Source organism: Streptomyces sp. SudanB5_2050 (genome assembly GCF_964272335.1).
In the GTDB taxonomy this organism is placed as follows: domain Bacteria; phylum Actinomycetota; class Actinomycetes; order Streptomycetales; family Streptomycetaceae; genus Streptomyces; species Streptomyces rochei.
The window spans coordinates 5,489,552-5,512,809 of record NZ_OZ186760.1 but is presented as its reverse complement, the minus strand read 5'-3'; the positions used below and the strand labels follow the sequence as shown (position 1 = coordinate 5,512,809).

The window sequence follows — 23,258 nt, the reverse complement described above, 5'->3', positions numbered from 1 at the left end:
AGGAAAAAGTGGCAACACCCCCAGGCGGTCCGTCTTCGGGCAACTGGTCGTACGGCCCTGCCCAGGGCCAAGGCGACGGCTCGGCGAACGGGTACGGCTACCCCTCCGTCCCGGACCACCGGCAGCCGTACGCGCCGCAGGGCCCCGGCCCTTCGCCGTACGACCAGCCGCAGGCTCCGCGCATCCAGCCCGTGCAGCCGCAGCGCCGCACCCCTGAGCCGGCGCCCGCGGGGGCGTCGAACAACCCCCTGGTGCGCCCGTACGCCATGACGGGCGGCCGCACCAGGCCGCGGTACCAGCTCGCCATCGAGGCGCTGGTGCACACCACCGCGCAGCCGCACCAGATGCAGGGCCAGCTGCCCGAGCATCAGCGGATCTGCAACCTCTGCCGGGAGATCAAGTCGGTGGCCGAGGTCTCGGCCCTCCTGACGATCCCTCTCGGCGTGGCCAGGATCCTCGTCGCCGACTTGGCGGAGGCGGGACTGGTCGCCATCCATCAGCCCGGCGGCGACGAGAACGCCGGCGGCCAGCCAGACGTGACACTGCTCGAAAGGGTGCTCAGTGGACTTCGCAAGCTCTAGCGGCGGTCCTTCCCGCTCCACCACTTCCGCGAAGATCGTGGTGGCGGGCGGCTTCGGCGTGGGCAAGACCACGTTCGTCGGCGCTGTCTCGGAGATCAATCCGCTGCGCACCGAGGCCGTGATGACATCCGCGTCGGCGGGCATCGACGACCTCACCCACACGGGGGACAAGACGACCACGACGGTCGCCATGGACTTCGGACGCATCACGCTCGACCAGGACCTGATCCTGTACCTCTTCGGTACGCCCGGCCAGGACCGCTTCTGGTTCATGTGGGACGACCTGGTGCGCGGCGCCATCGGGGCGATCGTGCTGGTCGACACGAGGCGGCTCGCCGACTGCTTCCCCGCCGTCGACTACTTCGAGAACTCCGGTCTGCCGTTCGTGATCGCGCTGAACGGGTTCGACGGACAGCAGCCGTACAACCCGGACGAGGTCCGGGAGGCGCTGCAGATCGGCCCGGACACCCCGATCATCACGACGGATGCGCGGCACCGGGCCGACGCGAAGTCCGCGCTGATCACGCTCGTCGAGCACGCGCTGATGGCCCGTCTCCGCTAGCACTTCCTCAGCCTGCGGGCAGTCGTGCCGCCTGGGGCGGCACGGGTGGGCGCAGGCGGCACCCCGCTGCGCCGGGTTGCGTTACGCCCCCTGCGGCCACTGGGCTGCCGGGGGCTGTTTCGTTGCCGGGTGCGGGTGGTTCGTGGCCGGTCGCGCAGTTCCCCGCGCCCCTGGGTGGGCTGCCCCTGGCCCGCGTCACGCGTAGAGGCCCCCTCCTGGGCGGAGGGGGCCTCTACGGCGTGTCGCGGCGTCAGCGCCAGCTGTGCGGGGCGCGGAAGCCGGGCTCGCGTTCCAGGCGGCGCCAGCCGGCCCGGACGCGGCCGCCGCCGTGGGTCGGGGCGATCTCGGCGGGGCGGGCGGCGGCGCGGGCGAGGAGGAGGGCCGTGAGGGCGGCGACCTCCTCGGGCTCGGCGTGGCCCTTCTCGACGCGGATGTCGGCAGGGGACATGGTCGTGGCTCCTCGGGTCACTGCGGCGGGTTGCCGTGCTTGCGGGAGGGCAGGTCGGCGTGCTTGGTCTGGAGCATCGCCAGGGACTTGATCAGCACCTCGCGGGTCTCGGCGGGGTCGATGACGTCGTCGACCAGGCCGCGTTCGGCCGCGTAGTAGGGGTGCATCAGCTCGGTCTTGTACTCCTTGACCATGCGGGCGCGCATGGCCTCGGGGTCCTCGGCCTCGGCGATCTGCCGGCGGAAGATGACGTTGGCGGCGCCCTCGGCGCCCATCACCGCGATCTCGTTGGTCGGCCAGGCGTAGGTGAGGTCGGCGCCGATGGACTGGGAGTCCATGACGATGTAGGCGCCGCCGTAGGCCTTGCGCAGGATCAGGGAGATGCGCGGGACGGTCGCGTTGCAGTACGCGTACAGCAGCTTGGCGCCGTGGCGGATGATGCCGCCGTGCTCCTGGTCGACGCCCGGCAGGAAGCCGGGGACGTCCAGGAAGGTGACGATGGGGATGTTGAAGGCGTCGCACATCTGGACGAAGCGGGCGGCCTTCTCGCTGGCCTCGATGTCCAGGACGCCGGCCAGGGCCTGCGGCTGGTTGGCGACGATGCCCACGACCTGGCCGTCGAGGCGGGCCAGGGCGCAGATGATGTTGCGGGCCCAGCGCTCGTGGACCTCCAGGTACTCGCCGTCGTCGACGATCTCCTCGATGACCTTGGCCATGTCGTAGGGACGGTTGCCGTCCGCCGGGACCAGGTCGAGGAGGGTGTCGCCGCGGCGGTCCGCGGGGTCGCCGCACTCGTGGCGGGGCGGGTTCTCCCGGTTGTTCTGCGGGAGCATCGACAGCAGGTAGCGGACCTCGGCGAGGCAGGTCTCCTCGTCGTCGTAGGCGAAGTGCGCCACACCCGAGGTCTCGGCGTGGACGTCGGCCCCGCCCAGACCGTTCTGGGTGATCTCCTCGCCGGTGACCGCCTTGACCACGTCGGGACCGGTGATGAACATCTGCGAGGTGTCGCGCACCATGAACACGAAGTCGGTGAGGGCGGGGCTGTAGGCCGCGCCGCCCGCGCACGGGCCGAGCATCACGCTGATCTGCGGGATGACCCCGGACGCCTTGGTGTTGCGCTGGAAGATGCCGCCGTAGCCGGCGAGCGCCGAGACGCCCTCCTGGATCCGGGCGCCCGCGCCGTCGTTGAGGGAGACCAGCGGGGCGCCGGCCGCGATGGCCATGTCCATGATCTTGTGGATCTTCGTGGCGTGCGCCTCGCCCAGCGCACCGCCGAAGATCCGGAAGTCGTGCGCGTAGACGAAGACCGTCCGGCCCTCCACCGTGCCCCAGCCGGTGATCACACCGTCCGTGTACGGCTTCTTGGCCTCCAGCCCGAACCCGGTCGCCCGGTGCCGCCGCAACTGCTCGACCTCCCGGAACGACCCCGGGTCCACCAGCAGCTCGATCCGCTCCCGCGCGGTCAGCTTACCCTTGGCGTGCTGCGCGGCCGTCGCCTTCTCGCTCGGCCCGGCCAGTGCCTGCGCACGGATCTCGTGCAGCTCGGCCACCCGCCCGCGCGCGTCCGTCGGCTCACCCGGCGCCTCATCCAAAACGGTCATGTAGCGACTCTACGAACCCGACCAAGGAATGCGAGCCGTCGACTCCGTACAGTGTCCGGCGCGTTTTCCTGGTAGCACTGAACAGAACCCCCATGGCATGCAGCCTTTTCGACTGCTCAGGGGGCCTGTTGCTTGTAGAGGTCGCACAAAGTCGTCAGGTGAGAGTCACCTCACATTCATGGGTGGTACATACCACCCCTGGGGTGACGCGCAGGTGCAGTCGGCGGCCCGTCGAGAGGATCCGGACCGTCTCGTCGGCTCGCACCACGGCGCGTACGGGGTGGTCCCAGATGATCTCCAGGGGTCGCCCCGTGCGCGGCGGTTCGCTCACGCAGAGGGTAGCGGTGCGGCCCCGGCGCCGGACCAGCACGCTCGCCCCCGCGGTGGAGGTGAGCGGTCCCGCCGTACCGGCCTGCCAGAAGTTGGCCGCCGTGAGGCCGAGCGGGGGGACGGCGACGGCCTGGCGGCGGCCGTCGTTGGCGAGGACGGTCAGCCGGTGGCGGTCGGTGGCACGGCGGGCGACGGCCCGCGCGGAGGCGCCGGGCATGAGGACGTAGAGGTAGGTGGCGTCGGTCGGGTCCGTGCCGTGGTCGAGCCAGAGGGTCTGCCAGCGGCGGGTGCGGCGCTCGGAGGTGCTGGTGGTGTTGATGTCGGACCAGGCGCCGGTGCGGTCCTCGCGCAGGGTCCGCAGCTCGCCGTCGGGCACGATCCAGCCGCCGTGGCCCTCCAGGTGGGCCCAGTGGCGGCCGCGGACCAGGGCCTGGGTGCCGCCCTCGCCGAGGTTGCGGTTGTCGACGACGGTCTCGACCGGGACGCCGTCCGCGCAGCTGATGCCGGCGCCGAGGCAGACCACCTCGTCGTCGAGGAAGAACCAGGACTTGCGGGCCTCCAGGGTCGAGCCGAGCCCCTTGAGGTGCTGCCCGACGGCCGCGTACTCGCCGTCGGTGGCGCCGCCGACCCAGCGCACGTCGGGCTTGGGCGCGCCCCACTCGCCGCCCGCGCGGTCGGCCAGGCGTCGGGTGGAGACGGTGGTGCCGGGCAGCCGGTACCAGTCGACCGTCGGCCAGAACCAGTCCGTGTACTGGTCGGATCGGGTCCCGTTCGCCCACCAGGTGAGCATGCCGGCGCCGGTGTGCCAGCCTCGCGGGTTCTCGCCGTTGCCGCACTCGTAGTGTGCGATGCGGTCACTGGCCATGGCGAGGCCGGCGGTGAAGGCGGGGCGGCGGTGGACGGCCCGGTCCATGGCGGCGAAGAGCCGGTGCCCGACGGGCTCGGGCGCGGCCTCGACGGGCGCGTCGGCGATCGCGTGCAGCCGGGCCAGGTCGGCGACCGGGAACTGCGGTGCCGTGAGGACCGGGGTGACCGTGTCCCGTTCGATCCAGCCCTTGATCCTCGCGTACCAGCGTTCGCGCTCGGCGGGGCTCGCGCCGCCCGCGAGGACCGCCATGGCGGCGATGATCTGCTGGCCGTGGAAGTGGTCGCCGCGCATGACGTGCAGGTCGTCGCTCTTGAGGTAACCCCGGCTGATGGCCCGCCCGTTGACGGTGTCCATGACGAGTCCGTCGTGGATCAGGGGCGCGTAGGCGTGCTCCACGCTGTCCAGGACGATCTGTCTGCCCGGGTCGGTCACCTCCCACTCGGAGCCCGCCAGCAGGGTGAACAGCCGTCCGAGGCCGTCCAGCATGACCTGACCGTACGTCCCCGAGTAGGCGACCCAGGTGTGCTGCACGAAGGAGCCGTCGGCGTAGAGGCCGTCGCCCTCGGTCACGTAGGGGAAGACCGGCGAGAGGGCGTCGCGGGCCAGGGCGATCTTCTCGGGGGCGCGGCCCAGGATGCCGCGCAGGGCGACGGAGCGGCACAGGTCGACGCGGTTGGCGCCGGTGGAGGTGCCGGAGTAGTCGCGGAGCATCGCCTCGGGGACGAAGTGGTCGACGGCCGCGCAGGCGGCGGTGACGCGGTCGGGGCCGAGCCGGTCGTACAGGGCGGCCGTGATGTCCATCAGGAGGCGGGGGCTGCCGATCTGCCATTCCCACCAGTTGCCGTAGCGGGTGGTGGAGGGGTTGTACACGGTGGCCGAGAGGTGGTCGAGGCCGCGCAGGATGCCGGCGAGCAGGGCCTGGTCGCCGGTGGAGCCCGTGCCCTGCTGGACGTACGCCTGGGTCATGGTCCACAGGCGGCCGTAGGCGAAGGTGATGCCGGCGGGCGGGTCGAAGGGGTGGCCGGGCCACAGGGAGGTGGGGGTGGGGTCCATGGTGGCGTGATGGTCGCGGGCCCGGGCCCCGGTGTCGGCGAGGCGCGAGGCGTACGGTTCGGCGGCGGGGTCGTAGCCGGCGCCGAGGGCGATGGCGAGCCAGCGGTTGCGGAGGGTGTCGTAGGGGTCGGCGCGTACCGCGGCGGGGGCCGGGGCAGCCAGGGCGGGGGTGAGCGCGGCGGCCAGTCCGGTCGCGAGGAGGAAGGCGCGTCGGCTGGGTCCGGCACCGGTACGGCGGGCGTGCGGCCACAGGGAGGTCATGCCCATGTCCCTTCCCCGATCCGGGGTCGGCCAGGCGGCGGTACGGGGGCTGCGGCGGCGAACGGGAGGGGTTACGAAAAGGGGGCCCGACCGCCGTTCCGGTTCGCCTCCGTTCCGGTGCGCCCAGACCCCGACGAGGTGACCATGCGCCTGCTGCTCGTGCATCCCAGCGCCCTGATGTACTCCGAGATCTTCCTGCGCCTGGAACCGCTCGGGCTGGAACGGGTGGCGGGCGCCGCCCGCGACGCGGGCCACGAGGTGCGGGTCGTGGACCGCCAGGTGCTCAGCGAGCGGGTGCTGCGCGACGAGGTGCGGGCGTTCCGGCCCGAGGCGCTCGGGATCTCGCTGAACTACCTGGCGAACATCCCGGAGGCGATCGAGCTGGCGGTGAAGGTGAAGCGGGTGGTCCCGGACTGCTTCGTCTTCTTCGGCGGGCACAGCGTCTCCTTCGTCGCCGAGGACGTGCTGGAGCAGGCGGCCGGGGCGGTGGACGCGGTGGTCCGGGGCGAGGGCGAGCCGGCGATCGCGCCGCTGCTGGAGGCGGTGCGCGACGGCGGGGTCGACGGCGTCCCCGGCATCGTCACCGCCGCCGGACGCGGTCCCGCGCCGCTGATGATGCACGGCATCGACTCCCCGCTCCCGGCCCGCGACCTGATGCGCAACCGGCGCCGCTACTTCATCGGCGAGCTGGACCCGTGCGCCTCCATCGAGTTCACCCGCGGCTGCCCGTGGGACTGCTCGTTCTGCTCGGCCTGGACGTTCTACGGCCGCAGCTACCGCAAGGCCTCCCCCGAGGCGGCGGCCGAGGACCTGGCGCGCATCCGCGAGCCCAACGTCTTCATCGTGGACGACGTGGCCTTCATCCGGCCCGAGCACGGCAACGCCATCGCCGACGAGGTGGAGCGGCGCGGCATCCGCAAGCAGTACTACCTGGAGACGCGCAGCGACGTGCTGCTGCGCCACCCCGAGGTCTTCGAGCGGTGGGCGCGACTCGGCCTGCGCTACATGTTCCTGGGCATGGAGGCCATCGACGCCGAGGGGCTCGACCTGTTCCGCAAGCGGATCAGTCCGGACGAGAACGTCCGTGCGCTGGAGGCGGCCCGGCGGATGGGCATCCAGGTCGCGATCAACCTGATCGTGGACCCGGCCTGGGACGAGGAGCGTTTCCGGGTGGTGCGGGAGTTCGCGCTGTCGGTGCCGGAGATCGTGCACTTCACGGTGATGACGCCGTACCCCGGCACGGAGATCTGGCACACCGAGTCACGCCGCCTGACCACCCGCGACTACCGCCTCTTCGACATCCAGCACGCGGTGGTGCCGACGACGCTGCCGCTGGACCGGTTCTACGAGGAGCTGGTGCGGACCCAGGCCGTGATCAACCGCAAGCACCTTGGCCTCAGGACGGCGTTCGGCGCGGCCCGGATCCTCGGCCGGAACCTGCTGCACGGGCAGACGAACTTCGCGCGGATGCTCTGGAAGTTCAACCAGGTCTACAACCCGCGCCGGCAGTTCGCGGACCACGGCATGCCCGTCCGGTACGAACTCCCGCTGCCGCGGCCCGTCGACGTCGGCGACCGGCGGCAGCTGTACGTGCACACCCGGCCCGCTCCGCAGACGTCGCCGCCACGCCGGTCGTAACCGTTGAAGGCCCCGCGGAATAGGACTAGAGTCGGCACCGTTGAACTGGTTGAACATTCAACATCACGGGCGAACCTTCCTGGAGGACACCATGACCACGACCCCCGACCTCGCGACCCTGACCGGCGAGTACACCATCGACCCGGCCCACACGACGATCGGCTTCACCGCGCGCCACGCCATGGTCACCAACGTCAAGGGCAAGTTCCTCGACTTCAGCGGCACCCTGCACCTGGACGGCACCGACCCGGCGAAGTCCACGGCGACCCTCGACGTCACGATGGACAGCATCGACACGGGTTCCGCCGACCGCGACGGCCACCTCAAGAGCTCGGACTTCTTCAAGACGGACGAGTTCCCGAAGATGACCTTCCGTTCCACCTCGGCGGAGTCCCTCGGCGGCGACGACTACCGCATCACCGGTGACCTCACGATCCTCGGCACCACCCGGCCGATCAGCATCGACCTGGAGTTCAACGGCGCCGCCAAGGACCCGTTCGGCAACGAGCGCGTCGGCTTCGAGGGCAAGGCCGAGATCAAGCGCTCGGAGTGGGGCCTGACCTGGAACGCGGCCCTGGAGACTGGCGGCGTGCTGGTCTCCGACAAGATCAAGCTCAACTTCGACATCTCGGCGATCAAGCAGGCCTGAGCTCGACGTCGGCGGCGGCCCGGACCCGGATACGCCGGCCGGGCCAGCCGATCGTCCGGTAGATCGCGTTGCACTGCGCGATCGAGTCGTCGGCCGGCACCAGGCGGCCCGCGTCGGCGGGGGTCCGCCGCGAGGTGGTGTGCCCGTCGGCCACCACGACCAGGTCGTACCCCCGGCTCAGCGCCTGCCGCGCCGTGGTGTCCACGCAGACCTCCGTGGCGAAACCGGTGACGACGACCTCGGTGACGCCGAGCCCCCGCAGGAGACCGTCGAGGTCGGTGCCGAGGAAGCTGTCGGGGGTGGTCTTGTCGACGACCGGCTCCCCCTCGCGCGGCGCCAGCTCAGGCACCACCCGCCACCCCTCGGTGCCGGGCACCATGCCCTCGTCCCGCTGCCGGACGGTCACCACCGGTACCCCGGCCGCCCTGGCCCGTTCGCTGAGCCCCGCGATCACGGCCACCGTCTCGGCGGCCCGGTGCGCCAGGGCGACGGTGGCGTTCTGCATGTCGATGACGAGAAGCGCGGTACGGGACGGCATGGGCTCACCGTAGCGGCGCCTCCCGCGAGGGCGCCCCGTTCTCCAGCAGTCCCCGCGCCTGGTCGAGGGCCGCGCCGAAGGGGTCAGGGAAGACCCCGAGGCCGTGCGCGACCAGCGCTCCCTCGTGCAGCAGCATCAGGGCCCGCCCCAGACGGTCCGCCCCGGCCGGGTCGACCCGGCGGGCCAGGCCGGTGAACAGCTCCAGCATCCACCGCTTCTGCCCGGTGATGACCGCGTACGCCGGATGGGCCGGGTCGCTGATCTCCGCGTGCGCGTTGATCATGCTGCACCCCTTGGCCCCGTACTCCGCCGCCCACACCCGCGAGGCCTCGAAGACGGCCGCCACCCGGTCCGCCGTCCCCTCCCCCGCCGCGTCCAGCCGGCCGGCGAGCAGCGCCCGCCAGCGCTCGTCGCGTCCGGCCAGGTACTCCACGACGATCTGCTCCTTCGAGCCGAACCGGTCGTACAGCGTCTTCTTGGTCACCCCGGCCTCGGCGGCGATGAGATCCACCCCGACGGCGTGGATGCCGTGCGCGTAGAACAGCCGCTCGGCGGCCTCCAGCACCCGTCGCGCGCCGGGCGTCATCCGGACGCGGCGCGGTTCCTCTTTCGACCCCATGCTGCCCAGTATACCGATCTGTATAGTGGGCACCCGAGACGAGTAAACCGATCTGTCTACTCGGGATGTGGTCGACGTGAACGCCCTGCTCTCGGTCGCCTTCGTACTGTGCTGGAGCTCCGGTTTCATCGGCGCCAAGCTCGGCGCGGGGACCGCGGACGCGAGCACGCTGCTGATGTGGCGGTTCCTGCCGCTCGCGGCGGTCCTGGTCGCCGCCGCGGCCCTCTCCCGGAAGGCGTGGCGGGGCCTGACGCTCCGGGACGCCGGCCGGCAGGTCGCCATCGGCGCGCTCTCCCAGAGCGGCTACCTGCTCAGCGTGTACTACGCCATCCAGCTCGGCGTCTCCAGCGGCACCACCGCCCTGATCGACGGCGTCCAGCCGCTGGTCGCCGGTGCGCTCGCCGGGCCCCTGCTCCGGCAGTACGTGTCCCGCCGGCAGTGGCTGGGACTCTGGCTGGGTCTGGCCGGTGTCGCCACGGTGACCGTGGCCGACGCCGGGGCGTCGGGCGCGGACGTGTCCCGGTGGGCGTACTTCATACCCTTCCTCGGCATGCTGTCCCTGGTGGCGGCCACCTTCCTGGAAGGCCGCTCGCCCAGGCCCGTCGCGCCCCGGGCGGCGCTCACGATCCACTGCGTGACCAGTGCCGTTCTCTTCTCGGCGCTCGCGGTGGGCGCCGGGGCCGCGGTCCCGCCCGCCGACTCCTCGTTCTGGACGGCGACCGCCTGGCTGGTGGTGCTGCCCACCTTCGGCGGCTACGGGCTGTACTGGCTGCTCCTGCGCCGGTCGGGCCTCACCGAGGTCAACACGCTCATGTTCCTCATGGCTCCGGTCACGGCCGTGTGGGGCGCCCTGATGTTCGGCGAGCACTTCGGCGTGCAGACCGCGATCGGCCTGGCCGTGGGCCTCGCGGCCGTCGTGGTCGTGCGGCGCGGGCGAAATCCGGTCGCGCCGCTCGCCGCGAGCCGCTAATGTGCCCGGCGTGAACAGCCCCGAAGCGTCCAGACTCCGGCCACCGGTCCTCCGGTGGCTGTTCGTGATGCCGGGCCGCGGGACGCGCTGAGCGCGTACCCGTAGTCACCGCCGCACACCACCGCCCCCGGACGGCCGTCCGCCGTGTCGTGTTTCGCGTCGACTTCCGGGTGCGGGGTTTCTTTCATGCCGTTCGCTCTTCTTCTGCTGGGCCTTGCCGTGTTCGCCCAGGGAACGTCCGAGTTCATGCTGTCCGGGCTGGTGCCGGACATCGCGAGGGATCTACGGGTCACCGTGCCCGCGGCGGGGGCCCTGACCTCCGCCTTCGCGGTGGGGATGGTCGTCGGGGCGCCGTTGATGGCGGCGCTCGGGCGGCGCTGGTCGCGGCGGGGCGCCCTGCTGGGCTTCCTGCTCGTCTTCCTCGCCGTCCACGTGGTCGGTGCGGTCACCGACCGTTTCGAGGTGCTGCTGGCCACACGGGTGGTGGGTGCGCTGGCCAACGCCGGCTTCCTGGCCGTGGCGCTGGTGACCGCCGCCGGCCTGGTGGCGCCGGGCGCCAAGGGGCGGGCCACGGCCACGCTGCTGGGCGGTGTGACGCTGGCCTGCGTGGTCGGGGTGCCCGCGGGAGCGCTGCTCGGTCAGGTGTGGGGCTGGCGCTCGGCGTTCTGGGCGGTGGCGTTGCTGTCGGTGCCCGCGGTGATCGCGGTGGCCCGGTCGGTACCGGGCGGGGCCGCCGACGCCACGCCTCCCCCGCTGGTGGACGAGGTGCGGTCGCTGCGCAGCCCGCGGCTGCTGCTCGCGCTGCTGCTGGGAGCCCTGGTGAACGGGGCGACCTTCTGCACGTTCACCTATCTCGCGCCGCTGGCCACGGAGGTCGGCGGGCTGGACGACGCGTGGGTGCCGGGGGTGCTCGCGCTGTTCGGGGCGGGCTCGTTCGTGGGGGTGAACGTGGGCGGGCGGTTCGCCGACCGCAGCCCGGCGTCGGTGGTGGCGGCGGGCGGGGCCGCGCTGGGCGCCGGGTGGTGCCTGCTGGCGCTCGGCGCCGGGCACCCGGTCCTGCTGCTCGGGCTCGTGTGCGTGCTGGGCGCGCTGTCCTTCGGGGTCGGCTCCACGCTGATCTCCCAGGTGCTGTACGCGGCACCGGACGCCCCGACCCTGGCCGGCGGTTTCGCGACGGCCGCGTTCAACGTGGGCGCGGCGCTGGGCCCGTGGGCCGGAGGGCTGGCGATCGGCGCGGGGTACGGGTACCGGTCGCCGGCGTGGATCAGCGCGGGGCTCGTCGTCTGCGCCCTGGCCCTGACCGTCGCGACGTCGGCCCGCGGCGCGGTGGGCCGGCCCGACGGGACGGCAGGCGTGCCGCGCCGGCCGTAGAACCCGTGGTGGGGTGAGGTGACCGTGGGGCCCTGATCCTCGTACTGGATGTACTCGGGTCAGGGCCCGGTGCGACGAGAGTGCGTGCGTGGCGTCGCGGGGCAGACGGGAGTTCGACGACGGGGCCTAGAAGCCTCCGCCGAAGTCCCCGCCGCCTCCGAAGCCGCCGCCCCCGCCGAAGTCGCCGCCCCCGAAACCGCCGCCGAAGTCACCGGGGTCGAAGTCCCCGCCCGTGACGTCGCCGCCCTCGTGGCCGCCGAAGTCGCCGTACCCGCCGCCGTAGCCCGCCCCGTACGCCGGACCGGCCATCATGCCGCCGAGCATCGTGCCGACCAGCAGCCCGGGCAGGATGCCGCCGCCGAAGTAGCCGCCGGCCCAGGGGCCGTAGGCCGGGCCCGCGTCCCAGTAGGGGCGCCGGCCGTACTCGGTGTCCACCTCGCGGATCATGGGGTCCTGCCCCTCGGACAACCGGGTCCGGTCGGCCGCGCAGACCGGGACCTGCCGGGTGGTGCCGCCCGGCGGGGTCCAGGTGACGTCGGCGACGGACGGGCCGTGGCGGGGGTCGAAGAAGCAGGGCGGACGGCGTTCGGGCAGCGGCCTGCCCGCGCGCCGGGCCGCGAGCTGGGACAGCGAGAAGCGGCCGTCCTCCAGGGCCTGGGTCACCGCACGGACGTCCTCCGGCCTGCGGGCGTCGGCCATGTACGTCTTGGCCTGCTCGTAGGCGTCGAGGGCCCGTGCGTAGTCCGCGCGCATCGCGTCGTCGGCGCCGGGCTCGCCGGGGTGGAAGTCGAGGCGGTCGAGTTCCTCGCCGAACGCCGTGATGTCCTCGTCGACCACGACCCGCAGCTTCTCCAGCGACTCCCGCTGCTCCGCCTCGCGGCGGCGCCGGTTGCGCCGGGAGACCGTGTAGAGGCCCGCACCGCCGGCCACCACGACCGCTCCCGCCGCGATCAGGGCGCCGGTCGAGACGGCTCCCCCGCCCCCGGAGTCCCAGGACGCCGGGGCGGAGCCGCGGACGCTGCGCAGGGCGTCGTCGACGAAGTCGTTCAGCTGGGCCTTGGCGTCACCCGCGCCCTGGGCGGCCGTGACGAGGTTGTTCACACCCTGCCGGCTCAGCACGCTGCTGTCGGCGCGCGCGTCGAACCGGTCGCCGAGCCGGACACCGTACAGACCGGTGATGCCGGTCTCGGTGCGCAGGTTCTGGAACAGGTTCCCCGTCGGGTAGTCGGCCGGGAGGACCGCGACGAAGACGGGTTCGTCCGCCTCCTCGATCTTGTCGGCGAGCGCGTCGGCGTCCGACTTCGACAACAGGTCGGTGGCGGCCGGGTCCACGTACACCGGACTCTCGCGCAGCGCCGCGCCGATCTCGGAGACATCGGTGGCCGCCTGTGCGCCGGGCGCACCGGCCATCAGCACCGCCAGCGCGGCGATGACCGGCGCGACCAGGAGGCGTATGAGGACTTGGACACGTGCGCCCTTCATACGTTCGAAAGTACCCGAATAGCCCTGAACAAGACATAAGTACGGGTACCGGAAATGACGGGCCGGCCGCGGTCACTCCGCGGGCGCCACCCCCGCCCGCAGCAGCCCGTACGTGTACGCGTCCTCCAGGGCCTGCCAGGAGGCGGCGATGACGTTCTCCGCGACGCCCACCGTGGACCACTCCCCCGTCCCGTCGGTGGTGGAGATGAGGACCCGGGTGGTCGACTGGGTGCCGTGGACGCCCTCCAGGATGCGGACCTTGTAGTCGACGAGGTCCAGCTTGGCCAGCTCCGGGTAGATCTTCTCCAGGGCGACGCGCAGGGAGCGGTCCAGGGCGTTGACCGGGCCGTTGCCCTCGGCGGTGGCGACGATGCGCTCGCCCTTGGCCCAGAGCTTGACCGTCGCCTCGTTGGCGTGGGAGCCGTCGGGGCGGTCCTCGGTGATCGCGCGCCAGGACTCGACGTCGAAGTACTTCAGCGGCCTGCCCTCGGCCTCCGCCCGCAGCAGCAGCTCGAAGCTGGCGTCGGCGGCCTCGTAGGTGTAGCCCGCCAGCTCCCGCTCCTTGACCCGCTCGACGACCCGGCCGACCAGTTCGCGGTCGCCGCCGAGGTCGATGCCCAGCTCCTTGCCCTTCAGCTCGATCGAGGCCCGGCCGGCCATGTCGGAGACCAGCATCCGCATGGTGTTGCCGACCAGCTCGGGGTCGATGTGCTGGTACAGGTCCGGGTCGACCTTGATGGCCGAGGCGTGCAGTCCGGCCTTGTGCGCGAAGGCGGAGACACCCACGTAGGGCTGGTGGGTGGAGGGCGTGAGGTTGACGACCTCGGCGATGGCGTGGGAGATGCGGGTCATCTCGCGCAGCCGGCCCTCGGGCAGCACCTTCTTGCCGTACTTCAGCTCCAGCGCGGCCACGACCGGGAACAGGTTGGCGTTGCCGACGCGCTCGCCGTAGCCGTTGGCCGTGCACTGCACGTGGGTGGCGCCCGCGTCGACCGCGGCGAGGGTGTTGGCGACCGCGCAGCCGGTGTCGTCCTGGGCGTGGATGCCGAGCCGGGCACCGGTGTCGGCGAGCACCGTGGCGACCACGGCCTGGATCTGCGCCGGGAGCATGCCGCCGTTGGTGTCGCACAGGATGACCACGTCGGCGCCCGCCTCGGAGGCGGCCCGTACGACGGCCTTCGCGTACGCGGGGTTGGCGCGGTAGCCGTCGAAGAAGTGCTCGCAGTCGACGAAGACCCGGCGGCCCTGGGCCTTGAGGTGGGAGACCGTGTCCGCGACCATGGCGAGGTTCTCGTCGAGGGTGGTGCGCAGGGCCAGCTCGACGTGCCGGTCGTGGGACTTGGCGACCAGGGTGATCACCTCGGCGCCGGACTCCAGCAGCGCCCTGACCTGGTGGTCCTCGGCGGCGGTGGCGCCCGCGCGACGCGTGGAGCCGAAGGCGACCAGCTGGGCGTGCTGGAAGTCGATCTCCTCGCGGGCGCGGGCGAAGAACTCGGTGTCCCGCGGGTTCGCGCCGGGCCAGCCCCCCTCGATGAAGCCCACGCCGAAGTCGTCCAGGTGCCGTGCGATGGCCAGCTTGTCCGCGACCGTGAGGTTGATGCCCTCGCGCTGCGCGCCGTCGCGCAGGGTGGTGTCGAAGACGTGGAACGAATCGTCGAGTGCGCTGGGTGCGGTCATGATCTGAAGGCTCCTGTATGGGATCTCGGTCTACCGGAATGACCGGTTCCACCGTCCGTCTATGATCCCTCGCGCTCTCTTCCCGGCTGGGGGTGGGCCAGGAAAACGAAAAACCTCTCGCGGGTGCGAGAGGTCTGCGCGCGGGTCGAGGACGACGGTGTCCACCCGTACCTGGTCGTACGTGGTGGTCACTGCGGACCGGCGCGCCTGCTGCCAATAATCATGGCGAACGAGAGCACGTCGGCAGTCTGGCACAGTCCGTCCCCCTGCTCACCGTCCGTCTCAGGATGCGAGCAGCGGCCGTCCGGAACCGGGCGCCCCGCGCGTCGGGGACGCCGTCCCCGTCCGGCCGCTCAGGTCGCGGCGTAGAGGCCGTCCGCCAGGAACTCCCGCACGTGGCCGAGCACCTGCTCCCGGTCCGTGCCGCGCAGTCCGATCGCCACGTGGATGGCGAAACCGTCGAGGAGGGCGCGCAGCCGGGAGGCGAAGCGGTCGGGGTCGACGGCACGGAACTCACCGCGCGAGACCCCTTCGGCGAGCAGCGCGACGAGATCGCGGTGCCAGGCGCCCTCGATGGCGGCCTGCCGGTCGCGGGCGGCGGATTCGGCGGCGGCGCTCTGCGAGCGGTTCCAGACCTCCAGCCACAGCGTCCAGTGCGGGTCGCGGTGGCCTTCGGGGACGTACAGGTCGACGTAGGCGTCGAGGCGTTCGCGGGCGGTGCCGGGCCGGGTGAGCAGGCGTCCGCGCGCGACGCCGAGGCGGCCCTCGCTCCACTCCAGGGTGCGCAGCAGCAGCTCGTCCTTGGAGTGGAAGTAGTAGAGGAGGTGGCCGCTGCTCATGCCGACCTCGCGGCCGAGCGCCGCCATGGTCAGCTTCTCCAGGCCGCGCTCGGCGATCATCTCCATGGCGGCGGCGAGGACGTCCTCGCGGGGCGGTGCGTTCTTCCGCGCTCGCTCCGCACCGGCCATGGCTGACTCCTTCTAGACCCTCGGCTGCTGTTGCGTGATGCAGTGGATGCCGCCACCGCCCGCGAAGATCGTACGGGCGTCCACCAGGGTCACCGTGCGCTCGGGGAAGAGGCGGCGGAAGATGCCCGCCGCGAGTTCGTCGTTCGGGTCGTCGAAGGCGCACAGGACGACGCCGCCGTTGCACAGGTAGTGGTTGATGTACGAGTAGTCGACCCAGTCGCCGTCCTCGTCCTTCAGGACGGTCGGGGCGGGGACCTCGACGACCTCCAGGCGGCGCCCCTGGGCGTCGGTCTGGCCGCGCAGGATCTCCAGGTACGTCCGCGAGCGGGCGTGGTCGGGGTGGGCGGGGTCGCGCTGGCTGTGCACGACGACGGTGCCCGGGCGGGCGAAGGCCGCGACGATGTCGACGTGGCCCTGGGTGCCGTACATCCCGTAGTCGCCGGTCAGGCCGTGCGGGAGCCAGATCGCCTTGGTGGTGCCGAGCTTGGCGTGGATCTCCTCCTCGACCTGCTCACGGGTCCAGCCGGGGTTGCGGCCGGCGCCGAGCTGGACGGTGTCGGTCAGCAGGACCGTGCCCTCGCCGTCGACGTGGATCGCGCCGCCCTCGTTGACGAGCGTGCTGCTCAGCGCGGGGACGCCGGCGAGGTCCGCGACATGGCGGGCGATCTTGGAGTCGTGCTCCCAGCGGGCCCAGTCCTGGGCGCCCCAGCCGTTGAACACCCAGTCCACGGCGGCCAGTCGGCCCTGCCCGTCCGTCACGAAGGTCGGGCCGATGTCCCGCATCCAGGCGTCGTCCAGCTCCCGCTCCACCAGCTCGACGTCCGGCCCGAGCAGCTCGCGCGCGGACTCTCCCTGACCGGGCCCGTGCACCATCGTCACCGGCTCGAAGCGGCGCACCGCACGGGCCACGGAAGCCCAGGCCGCACGGGCCTCGGCCAGCTCCTCGGCGTCGCTGAACGTCGGGTTGGGGCCGGGCCAGGCCATCCAGGTGCGTTCGTGCGGGGCCCACTCGGGGGGCATGCGGAAGGTCATGGAGGTGTCCCAGGGGGTCGGAGGAGGATCAGCCGGAGGAGGATCAGAGGAAGTAGAGACGGTTGAGCGAAACGGACTCGGCCGGCTCGGAGCGCAGCGGTTCCCCGTCGAGGGTGACGAGCCCGGTGCGCTGGTCGACGTCGACGGCGCCGGTACGGGAGTTCAGGCGCAGGTCGGCCGGTCCGATGCCGCGCGTGCCGCGCACGGCGACCCGGCGCCGGCGGGTCGGCATGGTGTCGTTGCCCTGGTCGAGGGCGGCCTGCGCGACGAAGGCCACCGATATCTCGGCCGGGGTGGCGCCGTGGGCACCGAACTGCGGGCCGAGGACCAGCGGTTCGCAGGTGTCGGTGGCCGCGTTGGGGTCGCCGACCACGCCGTACGCCGGGAAGCCCGACTTGAGGACCAGCTGCGGTTTGGCTCCGAAGTGGTCCGGGCGCCACAGCACGATGTCGGCCAGCTTGCCGACCTCGATCGACCCGACCTCGTGGGAGAGGCCGTGGGCGATGGCGGGGTTGACGGTCAGCTTGGCCATGTAGCGCAGGACGCGCTCGTTGTCGTCGTCGCCGTCGGCGCCGAACTGGGCCTTCATCTTGCCCGCCATGGCGAAGGTACGGCGGACCGTCTCGCCGGCCCGGCCCATGCCCTGCGCGTCGGAGGAGGTGATGCCGATGGCGCCCAGGTCGTGCAGCACGTCCTCGGCGCCCATGGTCCCGGCGCGGATGCGGTCGCGGGCCATGGCGGCGTCGCCCGGCAGGTCGGTCTTCAGGTCGTGGACGGAGACGATCATGCCGTAGTGCTCGGCGACCGCGTCCCGGCCGAAGGGCAGGGTGGGGTTGGTGGAGGAGCCGATGACGTTGGGGACGCCGGCCATCTTCAGCACGTTGGGCACGTGTCCGCCGCCGCAGCCCTCGATGTGGAAGGCGTGGATGGTGCGGCCCTCCAGGACGCGGAGGGTGTCCTCGACGGAGAGGCATTCGTTCAGGCCGTCGCTGTGCAGGGCGACCTGGACGTCGTGCTCCTCGGCGACGCGCAGGGCGGTGTCCAGGGCGCGGGTGTGGGCGCCCATGTCCTCGTGCACCTTGAAGCCGGACGCGCCGCCCTCGGCCAGCGCCTCGATCAGCGGGGCGTCGTGGGAGGACGAGCCCCGGCCGAGGAAGCCGATGTTGACGGGCCAGGCGTCGAAGGCGCCGAACGCGTGCTTGAGCGCCCAGGGCGAGTTGACGCCGACGCCCCAGACGGGGCCGAACTCCTGCCCGATGATCGTCGTCACGCCGGAGGCGAGCGACGCCTCCATGATGCGCGGGGAGAGCAGATGGACGTGGGTGTCGACGGCACCGGCGGTGGCGATGAGCCCTTCGCCGGAGACGATGGTGGTGCCGGTGCCGACCACGACGTCGACCCCGTCGAGGGTGTCGGGGTTGCCGGCCCGCCCGATGCCGCTGATCCGCCCCTCGCGGATGCCGATCGACACCTTCCGGATGCCCTGGACCGCGTCGATCACGACGACGTTGCTGATCACGACGTCGCAGGTCTCGCGGACGGCGGCGGCCTTGAGGTGCAGTCCGTCGCGGGCCGTCTTGCCGAAGCCGGCGAGGAACTCGTCACCGGCCAGCTGGCTGTCGGACTCGACGCGGATCACCAGCCCCGAGTCGCCGAGGCGGATGCGGTCGCCGGCGCGGGGCCCGTGGGTGGCGGCGTAGGCGCGCGGGTCGACGTGGACGGACTCGCTGATCTCGCGTCCCTTCGAGCGGCTCATCGCCCGCCTCCTTCCGCCGCTTCCGGCTGACCCGGCTGTTCCGGCTGTCCCGGCTGTCCCGGCTGACCCTGCACGTCCCGTACTCCTTGTTCTTCCCGCACGTCCCGCCCTTCCCGGGCGACCCCCAGGTATCCGCAGGCGGCGGCCCGGCGGAGGGCCTCCGCCTTCGCCCCCGGTGCGTCCAGCGGTCCGTCGACCAGGCCGGCGAAGCCGATCGCGATCCGTCGTCCGCCGATCGGCACGAGGCCGACCTCGGCGCTCTCCCCCGGCCCGAAACGGACCGAGGACCCGGCGGGGACGGCCAGACGCATGCCGTAGGCCCGTTCGCGGTCGAAGTCGAGGCGCGGGTTGGCCTCGAAGAAGTGGAAGTGGGAGGTCACGGAGACCGGCACGGTCGCGGTGTTGGTGACCGGCAGCCGCACCGCCGCCTCGGGCTCGGCGTGGTCGGGCCCGGGCAGCAGGGCACCCGGCGCCTCGTCACCGAGACCGCCGCCGATGGGGTCGGAGACGACGGCGAGCCGGGACCCGTCGTCGAAGACGGCCTCCACGTGCACCTCGGTGACCACGTCCGCGACGCCGGGCAGCACGTCGTCGGGGCCGAGCACGGACCGGGCGCGCTCGATCGCCTCGGCGAGCCGGGCGCCGTCGCGCGCGGCCTCGCACACGGTGTCCGCGATCAGCGCGGTCGCCTCCGGCACATTGAGCCGCAGCCCCCGGGCACGGCGGGCCCGGGCCAGCTCGGCCGCCCCGAAGAGCAGCAGCCGGTCACGTTCCGTGGGAGTCAGTCTCACGACGTGGCACCTCCTTGCCGTCCACACATTAGAGCATCACTCTAAACATCGATTCCCCGTGACGGAACCATTGACGGACGGTACAGGCGGACGTCACATTGAGCGTCGCTCAAATCGTCGCTCACATCCCTGGACGGCCGTCGAAGGAGACCAGCCATGCCGATCGAACAGCGCGGAGTCGACACCATCCCCGAGGAGGAACGCACCAGCGGGCCACGGGATCTCGTCTCGATCCTGCTGGGCTCCAACCTCTGCCTGGGCGTGATCGTCTTCGGCTGGCTGCCGCCGTCCTTCGGCCTGGGCTGGTGGGCGTCGGTCGGCTCGGTGGTGGCGGGCACGGTGGTCGGCACGGCCCTCACCGCGCCGCTGGCCCTGATCTCGCTGCGCACCGGCACCAATCTGTCCACGTCCTCCGGCGCCCAGTTCGGGGTGCGCGGACGGCTGGTCGGCTCGGTGGTCGGGCTGCTCCTGGCCCTCGGCTACACCGCGCTGACCGTGTGGATCGGCGGGGACGTGGTGATGGGCGTGCTCGGCCGGCTCGTCGGTCTGCCGCAGGGCGGCGCCGCGTACGCCGTCGTCTACGGACTGCTCGCCGCGGCGACCGTCGCGGGCGCGGTCTACGGGTACCGGGTGCTGCTGGCGATGTCCCGGGTGCTGGCCTTCGGGATGACCGCCCTGCTGGTCCTCGGTCTGATCGCCTACGCCCCCGACTTCACGACCGCCGCGCTGCCCGAGGCGGGCGGGTACCTGCTGGGCGGGTTCTGGCCGACCTGGCTGCTGGCCGCCGTGGCCGCCGGCCTCTCCGGGCCGATCGCCTTCATCACGCTGCTCGGCGACTACACCCGCTACATCTCCCCCGCCCGTTTCTCCTCCCGCCGGGTGCTGCGCGCGACCTGGCTGGGGCTGATGCTGGGTCTGCTGGTGCCGCAGCTCTTCGGCACCTTCACCTCGTACGCCGCCCGCGCCGCCCTGGACTACGCCGGCCCGCTGGTCGACGCCGCGCCCACCTGGTACCTGGTGCCGCTGCTGCTCGCCGCCTCCGCGGGCTCGGTCGGCAACGCGGGGCTGATGCTGTACTCCATGGGCCTGGACCTGGACGCCATCCTGCCGCGCGCCTCCCGGGCCCGGGCCACCTGCGCCGTCGCGGTCGTCGCCACGGCCTGCGTCTTCTTCGGCCACTTCGCCTGGGACGCGCAGTCGGCGATGACGTCCTTCGTGCTGCTGCTGACCGCGATCGGCACCCCGTGGGCGGTCGTCACCCTCATCGGCTTCGTCCGCTGCGGCGGACGGTACGACGCCGACGCGCTCCAGGTCTTCAACCGCCGGGCGCGGGGCGGGACCTACTGGTACCGCGCCGGCTGGAACGTGCCGGCCACGGCGGCCTGGGCGGCGGGCGCGCTGGTCGGCGTGCTGGCGGTCTCCCTGCCGTCGTACGAGGGTCCGCTGCTGGCGCTCACCGGCGGCGTGGACTGCAGCTTCCTGCTGTCGGGGCTGGTGGGCGGGGTGGTGTACGTGCTCCTGCCACAGCCCCGGGCCCACGCACCGCGGAGCGCGGGACCCGCCGGCTCAGCCCGTCCGGCGCTCGAGGACGAGGCCGTCTAGGCCGGAGCGGGGGCCCGGGGCGAAGCCCCCGGCCAGGCCCGCCCCGGCGCCGGGCGGTCCTCAGACCAGCTGGTGCATCCAGCCGTGCTTGTCCTCGGCGGTGCCGCGCTGGATGTCCAGCAGCGCGTCGCGCAGCCGCTGGGTGACCTCGCCGGTCTCGCCGCCGCTCTGCTGCCACTGGGCCCCGGCGCGCTTGACCGTGCCGACCGGGGTGATCACGGCCGCCGTACCGCAGGCGAAGACCTCGGTCAGGGTGCCGTTCTCCGAGTCGCGCTGCCACTGGTCGACCGAGATCCGGCCCTCCTCGGCCTCATAGCCGAGGTCACGGGCGACGGTGAGCAGGGAGTCGCGGGTGACGCCCTCCAGGATGGAGCCGGTGAGCGAGGGCGTGACGATCTTGTTTCCGTACACGAAGTACAGGTTCATGCCGCCCAGTTCCTCGACCCACTTGTGCTCGACCGCGTCGAGGTAGCAGACCTGGTCGCAGCCCTTGGCGGCCGCCTCGGCCTGCGCGAGCAGGGAGGCCGCGTAGTTGCCGCCGGTCTTGGCGTCGCCCATGCCGCCGGGGACGGCGCGGACGCGGTCCTCGGAGACCCAGATGGAGACGGGCTTGACGCCGCCCGGGAAGTAGGCGCCGGCCGGGGAGGCGATGACCAGGAAGAGGTACTCGCCCGCGGGCTTCACGCCCAGGCCGACCTCGGTCGCGATCATGAACGGGCGCAGGTAGAGGGACTCCTCGCCGCCGTGCGCCGGCACCCACTTCTCGTCCTGGCGCACCAGCGCGTCGCACGCCTCGATGAAGGTCTCCACCGGCAGCTCCGGCATGCCGAGCCGGCGCGAGGACGCCTGGAAGCGCTGCGCGTTCTTCTCCGGGCGGAAGGTGGCGACGCTGCCGTCGGGCCGGCGGTACGCCTTCAGGCCCTCGAAGATCTCCTGCGCGTAGTGCAGGACCATGGTGGCCGGGTCGAGGGAGAGCGGGGCGTACGGGACGAGCTGTCCGTCGTGCCAGCCACGGCCCTCGGTCCACTTGATCGTCACCATGTGGTCGGTGAAGTGGCGGCCGAACCCGGGGTTGGCCAGGATCGCCTGGCGCTCTGCGTCGGAGAGCGGGCTGGCGGAGGGCTTGAGCTCGATCGTGGGCGTCGTCATGGGTTGATGTCCTTCACCGGTTTGATTGTGACGGGCCGCTGTCACGCCCGTACGGCCGGTGGCCGGTGCTAGGACGTCCGAGCATTCCCTCAAGTCGCGGCTTCGCGTTCGATTATCGCGCGTGTCCCGCGACGGATGAAACGGGGTGAATGCGGCCCAGGGTTCGATGGTCGCACCTGGCGGACGCAGGAGAAAGCCGCCGGGTGCCTTGTTTTTCGGACCCGGCGGCTTCGAAAGGTTGGATTTCGAGCGTGCCGGGTCAGCCGGCTACGCGTACGGCGAGGGCGTCGCCGATCTCCGAGGTGGAGCGGGCGGGCTTGTCGCCGCGCTCGCCGAGATCGGCGGAGACCGCGTCGTCGATGCGGGCGGCCTCGGCCTCGTAGCCGAGGTGGCGCAGGAGCAGGGCGACGGAGAGGACCGTGGCGGTGGGGTCGGCCTTGCCCTGGCCGGCGATGTCGGGCGCGGAACCGTGGACCGGCTCGAACATCGAGGGGAACTCGCCGGACGGGTTGATGTTCCCGCTCGCGGCGACGCCGATGCCGCCGGAGACGGCCGCGGCGAGGTCGGTGATGATGTCGCCGAACAGGTTGTCGGTGACGATGACGTCGAAGCGCTCGGGCTGGGTGACGAGGTAGATCGTCGCCGCGTCGACGTGCATGTACTCGGTGGTGACCTCGGGGTACTCCTCGGCCACCTTGTTGAAGACGTTCGTCCACAGGTGACCGGCGAAGGTCAGCACGTTGTTCTTGTGGATCAGCGCCAGCTTCTTGCGCGGGCGGGCCTGCGCGCGGGCGAAGGCGTCGCGCACGACGCGCTCGACACCGTAGGCCGTGTTGACGGAGACCTCGGTGGCGACCTCGTGCTCGGTGCCCTTGCGGATGGTGCCGCCGTTGCCGGTGTACGGGCCCTCGGTGCCCTCGCGGACGACGACGAAGTCGATCTCCGGCTGGCCGGCGAGCGGGGTGGCGACGCCGGGCAGGAGCTTGCTCGGGCGGAGGTTGACGTGGTGGTCGAAGGCGAAGCGGAGCTTGAGCAGGAAGCCGCGCTCCAGGACGCCGGACGGCACGCTCGGGTCACCGATCGCGCCGAGGAGGATGGCGTCGTGGGCCTTGAGGGCGTCGAGGTCGGCGTCGGTGAGGGTCTCACCGGTGGCGTGGTACCGCCGGGCACCGAAGTCGAACTCCTTGGTCTCCAGCTTCACATCCTGCGGAAGGACGGCGGAGAGGACCTTCAGACCTTCGGCCACGACCTCCTGGCCGATGCCGTCACCGGGAATCACTGCGAGTTTGATGCTGGGAGACATGACGGCACC

20 protein-coding genes are annotated in these 23,258 nt (G+C 72.1%); 7 read left to right on the top strand and 13 right to left on the bottom strand.

What is annotated here, in order from left to right; translation table 11 throughout:
* Positions 1 to 8: 8 nt before the first annotated feature.
* Complete coding sequence (locus ACFZP7_RS24675) at positions 9 to 581, top strand: DUF742 domain-containing protein (protein WP_019328727.1); 573 nt, start codon at positions 9 to 11, stop codon at positions 579 to 581.
* Positions 562 to 1,143, top strand: a complete 582-nt coding sequence (locus tag ACFZP7_RS24670; protein WP_009314218.1) for an ATP/GTP-binding protein — start codon at positions 562 to 564, stop codon at positions 1,141 to 1,143. Before ACFZP7_RS24675 ends, ACFZP7_RS24670 begins: the two co-directional genes overlap by 20 nt.
* A gap of 250 nt (positions 1,144 to 1,393) precedes the next feature.
* Here the strand turns inward: ACFZP7_RS24670 and ACFZP7_RS24665 are convergent, their stop codons facing one another.
* From ACFZP7_RS24665 to ACFZP7_RS24655, 3 genes are all read right to left on the bottom strand, one after another.
* Positions 1,394 to 1,591 carry an acyl-CoA carboxylase epsilon subunit gene (locus ACFZP7_RS24665; RefSeq protein ID WP_031019155.1) on the bottom strand — a complete coding sequence of 66 codons (198 nt, stop codon included), beginning with the start codon at positions 1,589 to 1,591 and terminating at the stop codon, positions 1,394 to 1,396.
* A gap of 17 nt (positions 1,592 to 1,608) precedes the next feature.
* The gene (locus ACFZP7_RS24660; RefSeq protein WP_086875687.1) at positions 1,609 to 3,192 is read right to left on the bottom strand and encodes an acyl-CoA carboxylase subunit beta; all 1,584 of its coding nucleotides are present in this window, start codon (positions 3,190 to 3,192) and stop codon (positions 1,609 to 1,611) included.
* Positions 3,193 to 3,346: 154 nt separating this feature from the next.
* On the bottom strand, positions 3,347 to 5,710 hold the full coding sequence (locus ACFZP7_RS24655; RefSeq protein ID WP_385635754.1) for a polysaccharide lyase 8 family protein: 2,364 nt from the start codon (positions 5,708 to 5,710) through the stop codon (positions 3,347 to 3,349).
* A 138-nt stretch (positions 5,711 to 5,848) separates the two neighbouring features.
* On the opposite strand from ACFZP7_RS24655, the gene hpnR reads away from it, so the two are divergent.
* Positions 5,849 to 7,342 carry a hopanoid C-3 methylase HpnR gene (gene hpnR / locus ACFZP7_RS24650; RefSeq protein WP_385638515.1) on the top strand — a complete coding sequence of 498 codons (1,494 nt, stop codon included), beginning with the start codon at positions 5,849 to 5,851 and terminating at the stop codon, positions 7,340 to 7,342.
* A gap of 91 nt (positions 7,343 to 7,433) precedes the next feature.
* Positions 7,434 to 7,991, top strand: a complete 558-nt coding sequence (locus tag ACFZP7_RS24645; protein WP_019329789.1) for a YceI family protein — start codon at positions 7,434 to 7,436, stop codon at positions 7,989 to 7,991.
* On the opposite strand, the gene ACFZP7_RS24640 is transcribed toward ACFZP7_RS24645, so the two are convergent.
* Positions 7,978 to 8,529 carry a cysteine hydrolase family protein gene (locus ACFZP7_RS24640; protein WP_385635751.1) on the bottom strand — a complete coding sequence of 184 codons (552 nt, stop codon included), beginning with the start codon at positions 8,527 to 8,529 and terminating at the stop codon, positions 7,978 to 7,980. The two genes, ACFZP7_RS24645 and ACFZP7_RS24640, sit on opposite strands and share 14 nt — an antisense overlap.
* Before the next feature lie 4 nt (positions 8,530 to 8,533).
* Positions 8,534 to 9,148, bottom strand: coding sequence for a TetR/AcrR family transcriptional regulator (locus ACFZP7_RS24635; protein ID WP_371848174.1), 615 nt, complete (start codon positions 9,146 to 9,148; stop codon positions 8,534 to 8,536).
* 76 nt (positions 9,149 to 9,224) lie between these two features.
* Between ACFZP7_RS24635 and ACFZP7_RS24630 the strand changes: the two genes are divergently transcribed.
* Positions 9,225 to 10,118, top strand: a complete 894-nt coding sequence (locus ACFZP7_RS24630; protein WP_051890460.1) for a DMT family transporter — start codon at positions 9,225 to 9,227, stop codon at positions 10,116 to 10,118.
* A gap of 186 nt (positions 10,119 to 10,304) precedes the next feature.
* Complete coding sequence (locus ACFZP7_RS24625) at positions 10,305 to 11,489, top strand: Cmx/CmrA family chloramphenicol efflux MFS transporter (RefSeq protein ID WP_385635748.1); 1,185 nt, start codon at positions 10,305 to 10,307, stop codon at positions 11,487 to 11,489.
* A 126-nt stretch (positions 11,490 to 11,615) separates the two neighbouring features.
* Here ACFZP7_RS24625 and ACFZP7_RS24620 read toward each other — a convergent pair whose 3' ends face one another.
* The 6 genes from ACFZP7_RS24620 to ureA all read right to left on the bottom strand — a co-directional run bounded on the left by ACFZP7_RS24620 (position 11,616) and on the right by ureA (position 19,195).
* Positions 11,616 to 12,971, bottom strand: coding sequence for a hypothetical protein (locus tag ACFZP7_RS24620; RefSeq protein ID WP_019329783.1), 1,356 nt, complete (start codon positions 12,969 to 12,971; stop codon positions 11,616 to 11,618).
* Positions 12,972 to 13,043: 72 nt separating this feature from the next.
* The gene (cimA, locus tag ACFZP7_RS24615; protein ID WP_019329782.1) at positions 13,044 to 14,648 is read right to left on the bottom strand and encodes a citramalate synthase; all 1,605 of its coding nucleotides are present in this window, start codon (positions 14,646 to 14,648) and stop codon (positions 13,044 to 13,046) included.
* A 353-nt stretch (positions 14,649 to 15,001) separates the two neighbouring features.
* Positions 15,002 to 15,616 (bottom strand): TetR/AcrR family transcriptional regulator, encoded by a 615-nt coding sequence (locus tag ACFZP7_RS24610; RefSeq protein ID WP_192341266.1) that lies wholly within the window; start codon positions 15,614 to 15,616, stop codon positions 15,002 to 15,004.
* Between the two features lie 12 nt (positions 15,617 to 15,628).
* A complete protein-coding gene (locus tag ACFZP7_RS24605; protein WP_385635744.1) occupies positions 15,629 to 16,648 on the bottom strand; it encodes an agmatine/peptidylarginine deiminase in 1,020 nt (339 codons plus the stop codon).
* Positions 16,649 to 16,691: 43 nt separating this feature from the next.
* Entirely contained in the window at positions 16,692 to 18,404 is a 1,713-nt protein-coding gene (locus tag ACFZP7_RS24600; protein WP_086878183.1) for an urease subunit alpha, read from the bottom strand.
* Positions 18,401 to 19,195 (bottom strand): urease subunit gamma, encoded by a 795-nt coding sequence (gene ureA, locus ACFZP7_RS24595; protein ID WP_385635741.1) that lies wholly within the window; start codon positions 19,193 to 19,195, stop codon positions 18,401 to 18,403. Before ureA ends, ACFZP7_RS24600 begins: the two co-directional genes overlap by 4 nt.
* Before the next feature lie 156 nt (positions 19,196 to 19,351).
* On the opposite strand from ureA, the gene ACFZP7_RS24590 reads away from it, so the two are divergent.
* Positions 19,352 to 20,797: a cytosine permease gene (locus ACFZP7_RS24590; protein ID WP_385635738.1), complete on the top strand. Its 1,446-nt coding sequence runs from the start codon at positions 19,352 to 19,354 to the stop codon at positions 20,795 to 20,797.
* Positions 20,798 to 20,857: 60 nt separating this feature from the next.
* On the opposite strand, the gene ACFZP7_RS24585 is transcribed toward ACFZP7_RS24590, so the two are convergent.
* Positions 20,858 to 21,946, bottom strand: coding sequence for a branched-chain amino acid aminotransferase (locus tag ACFZP7_RS24585; RefSeq protein ID WP_385635735.1), 1,089 nt, complete (start codon positions 21,944 to 21,946; stop codon positions 20,858 to 20,860).
* Between the two features lie 259 nt (positions 21,947 to 22,205).
* Positions 22,206 to 23,249 carry a 3-isopropylmalate dehydrogenase gene (locus ACFZP7_RS24580; RefSeq protein ID WP_385635733.1) on the bottom strand — a complete coding sequence of 348 codons (1,044 nt, stop codon included), beginning with the start codon at positions 23,247 to 23,249 and terminating at the stop codon, positions 22,206 to 22,208.
* Positions 23,250 to 23,258 lie beyond the last annotated feature (9 nt).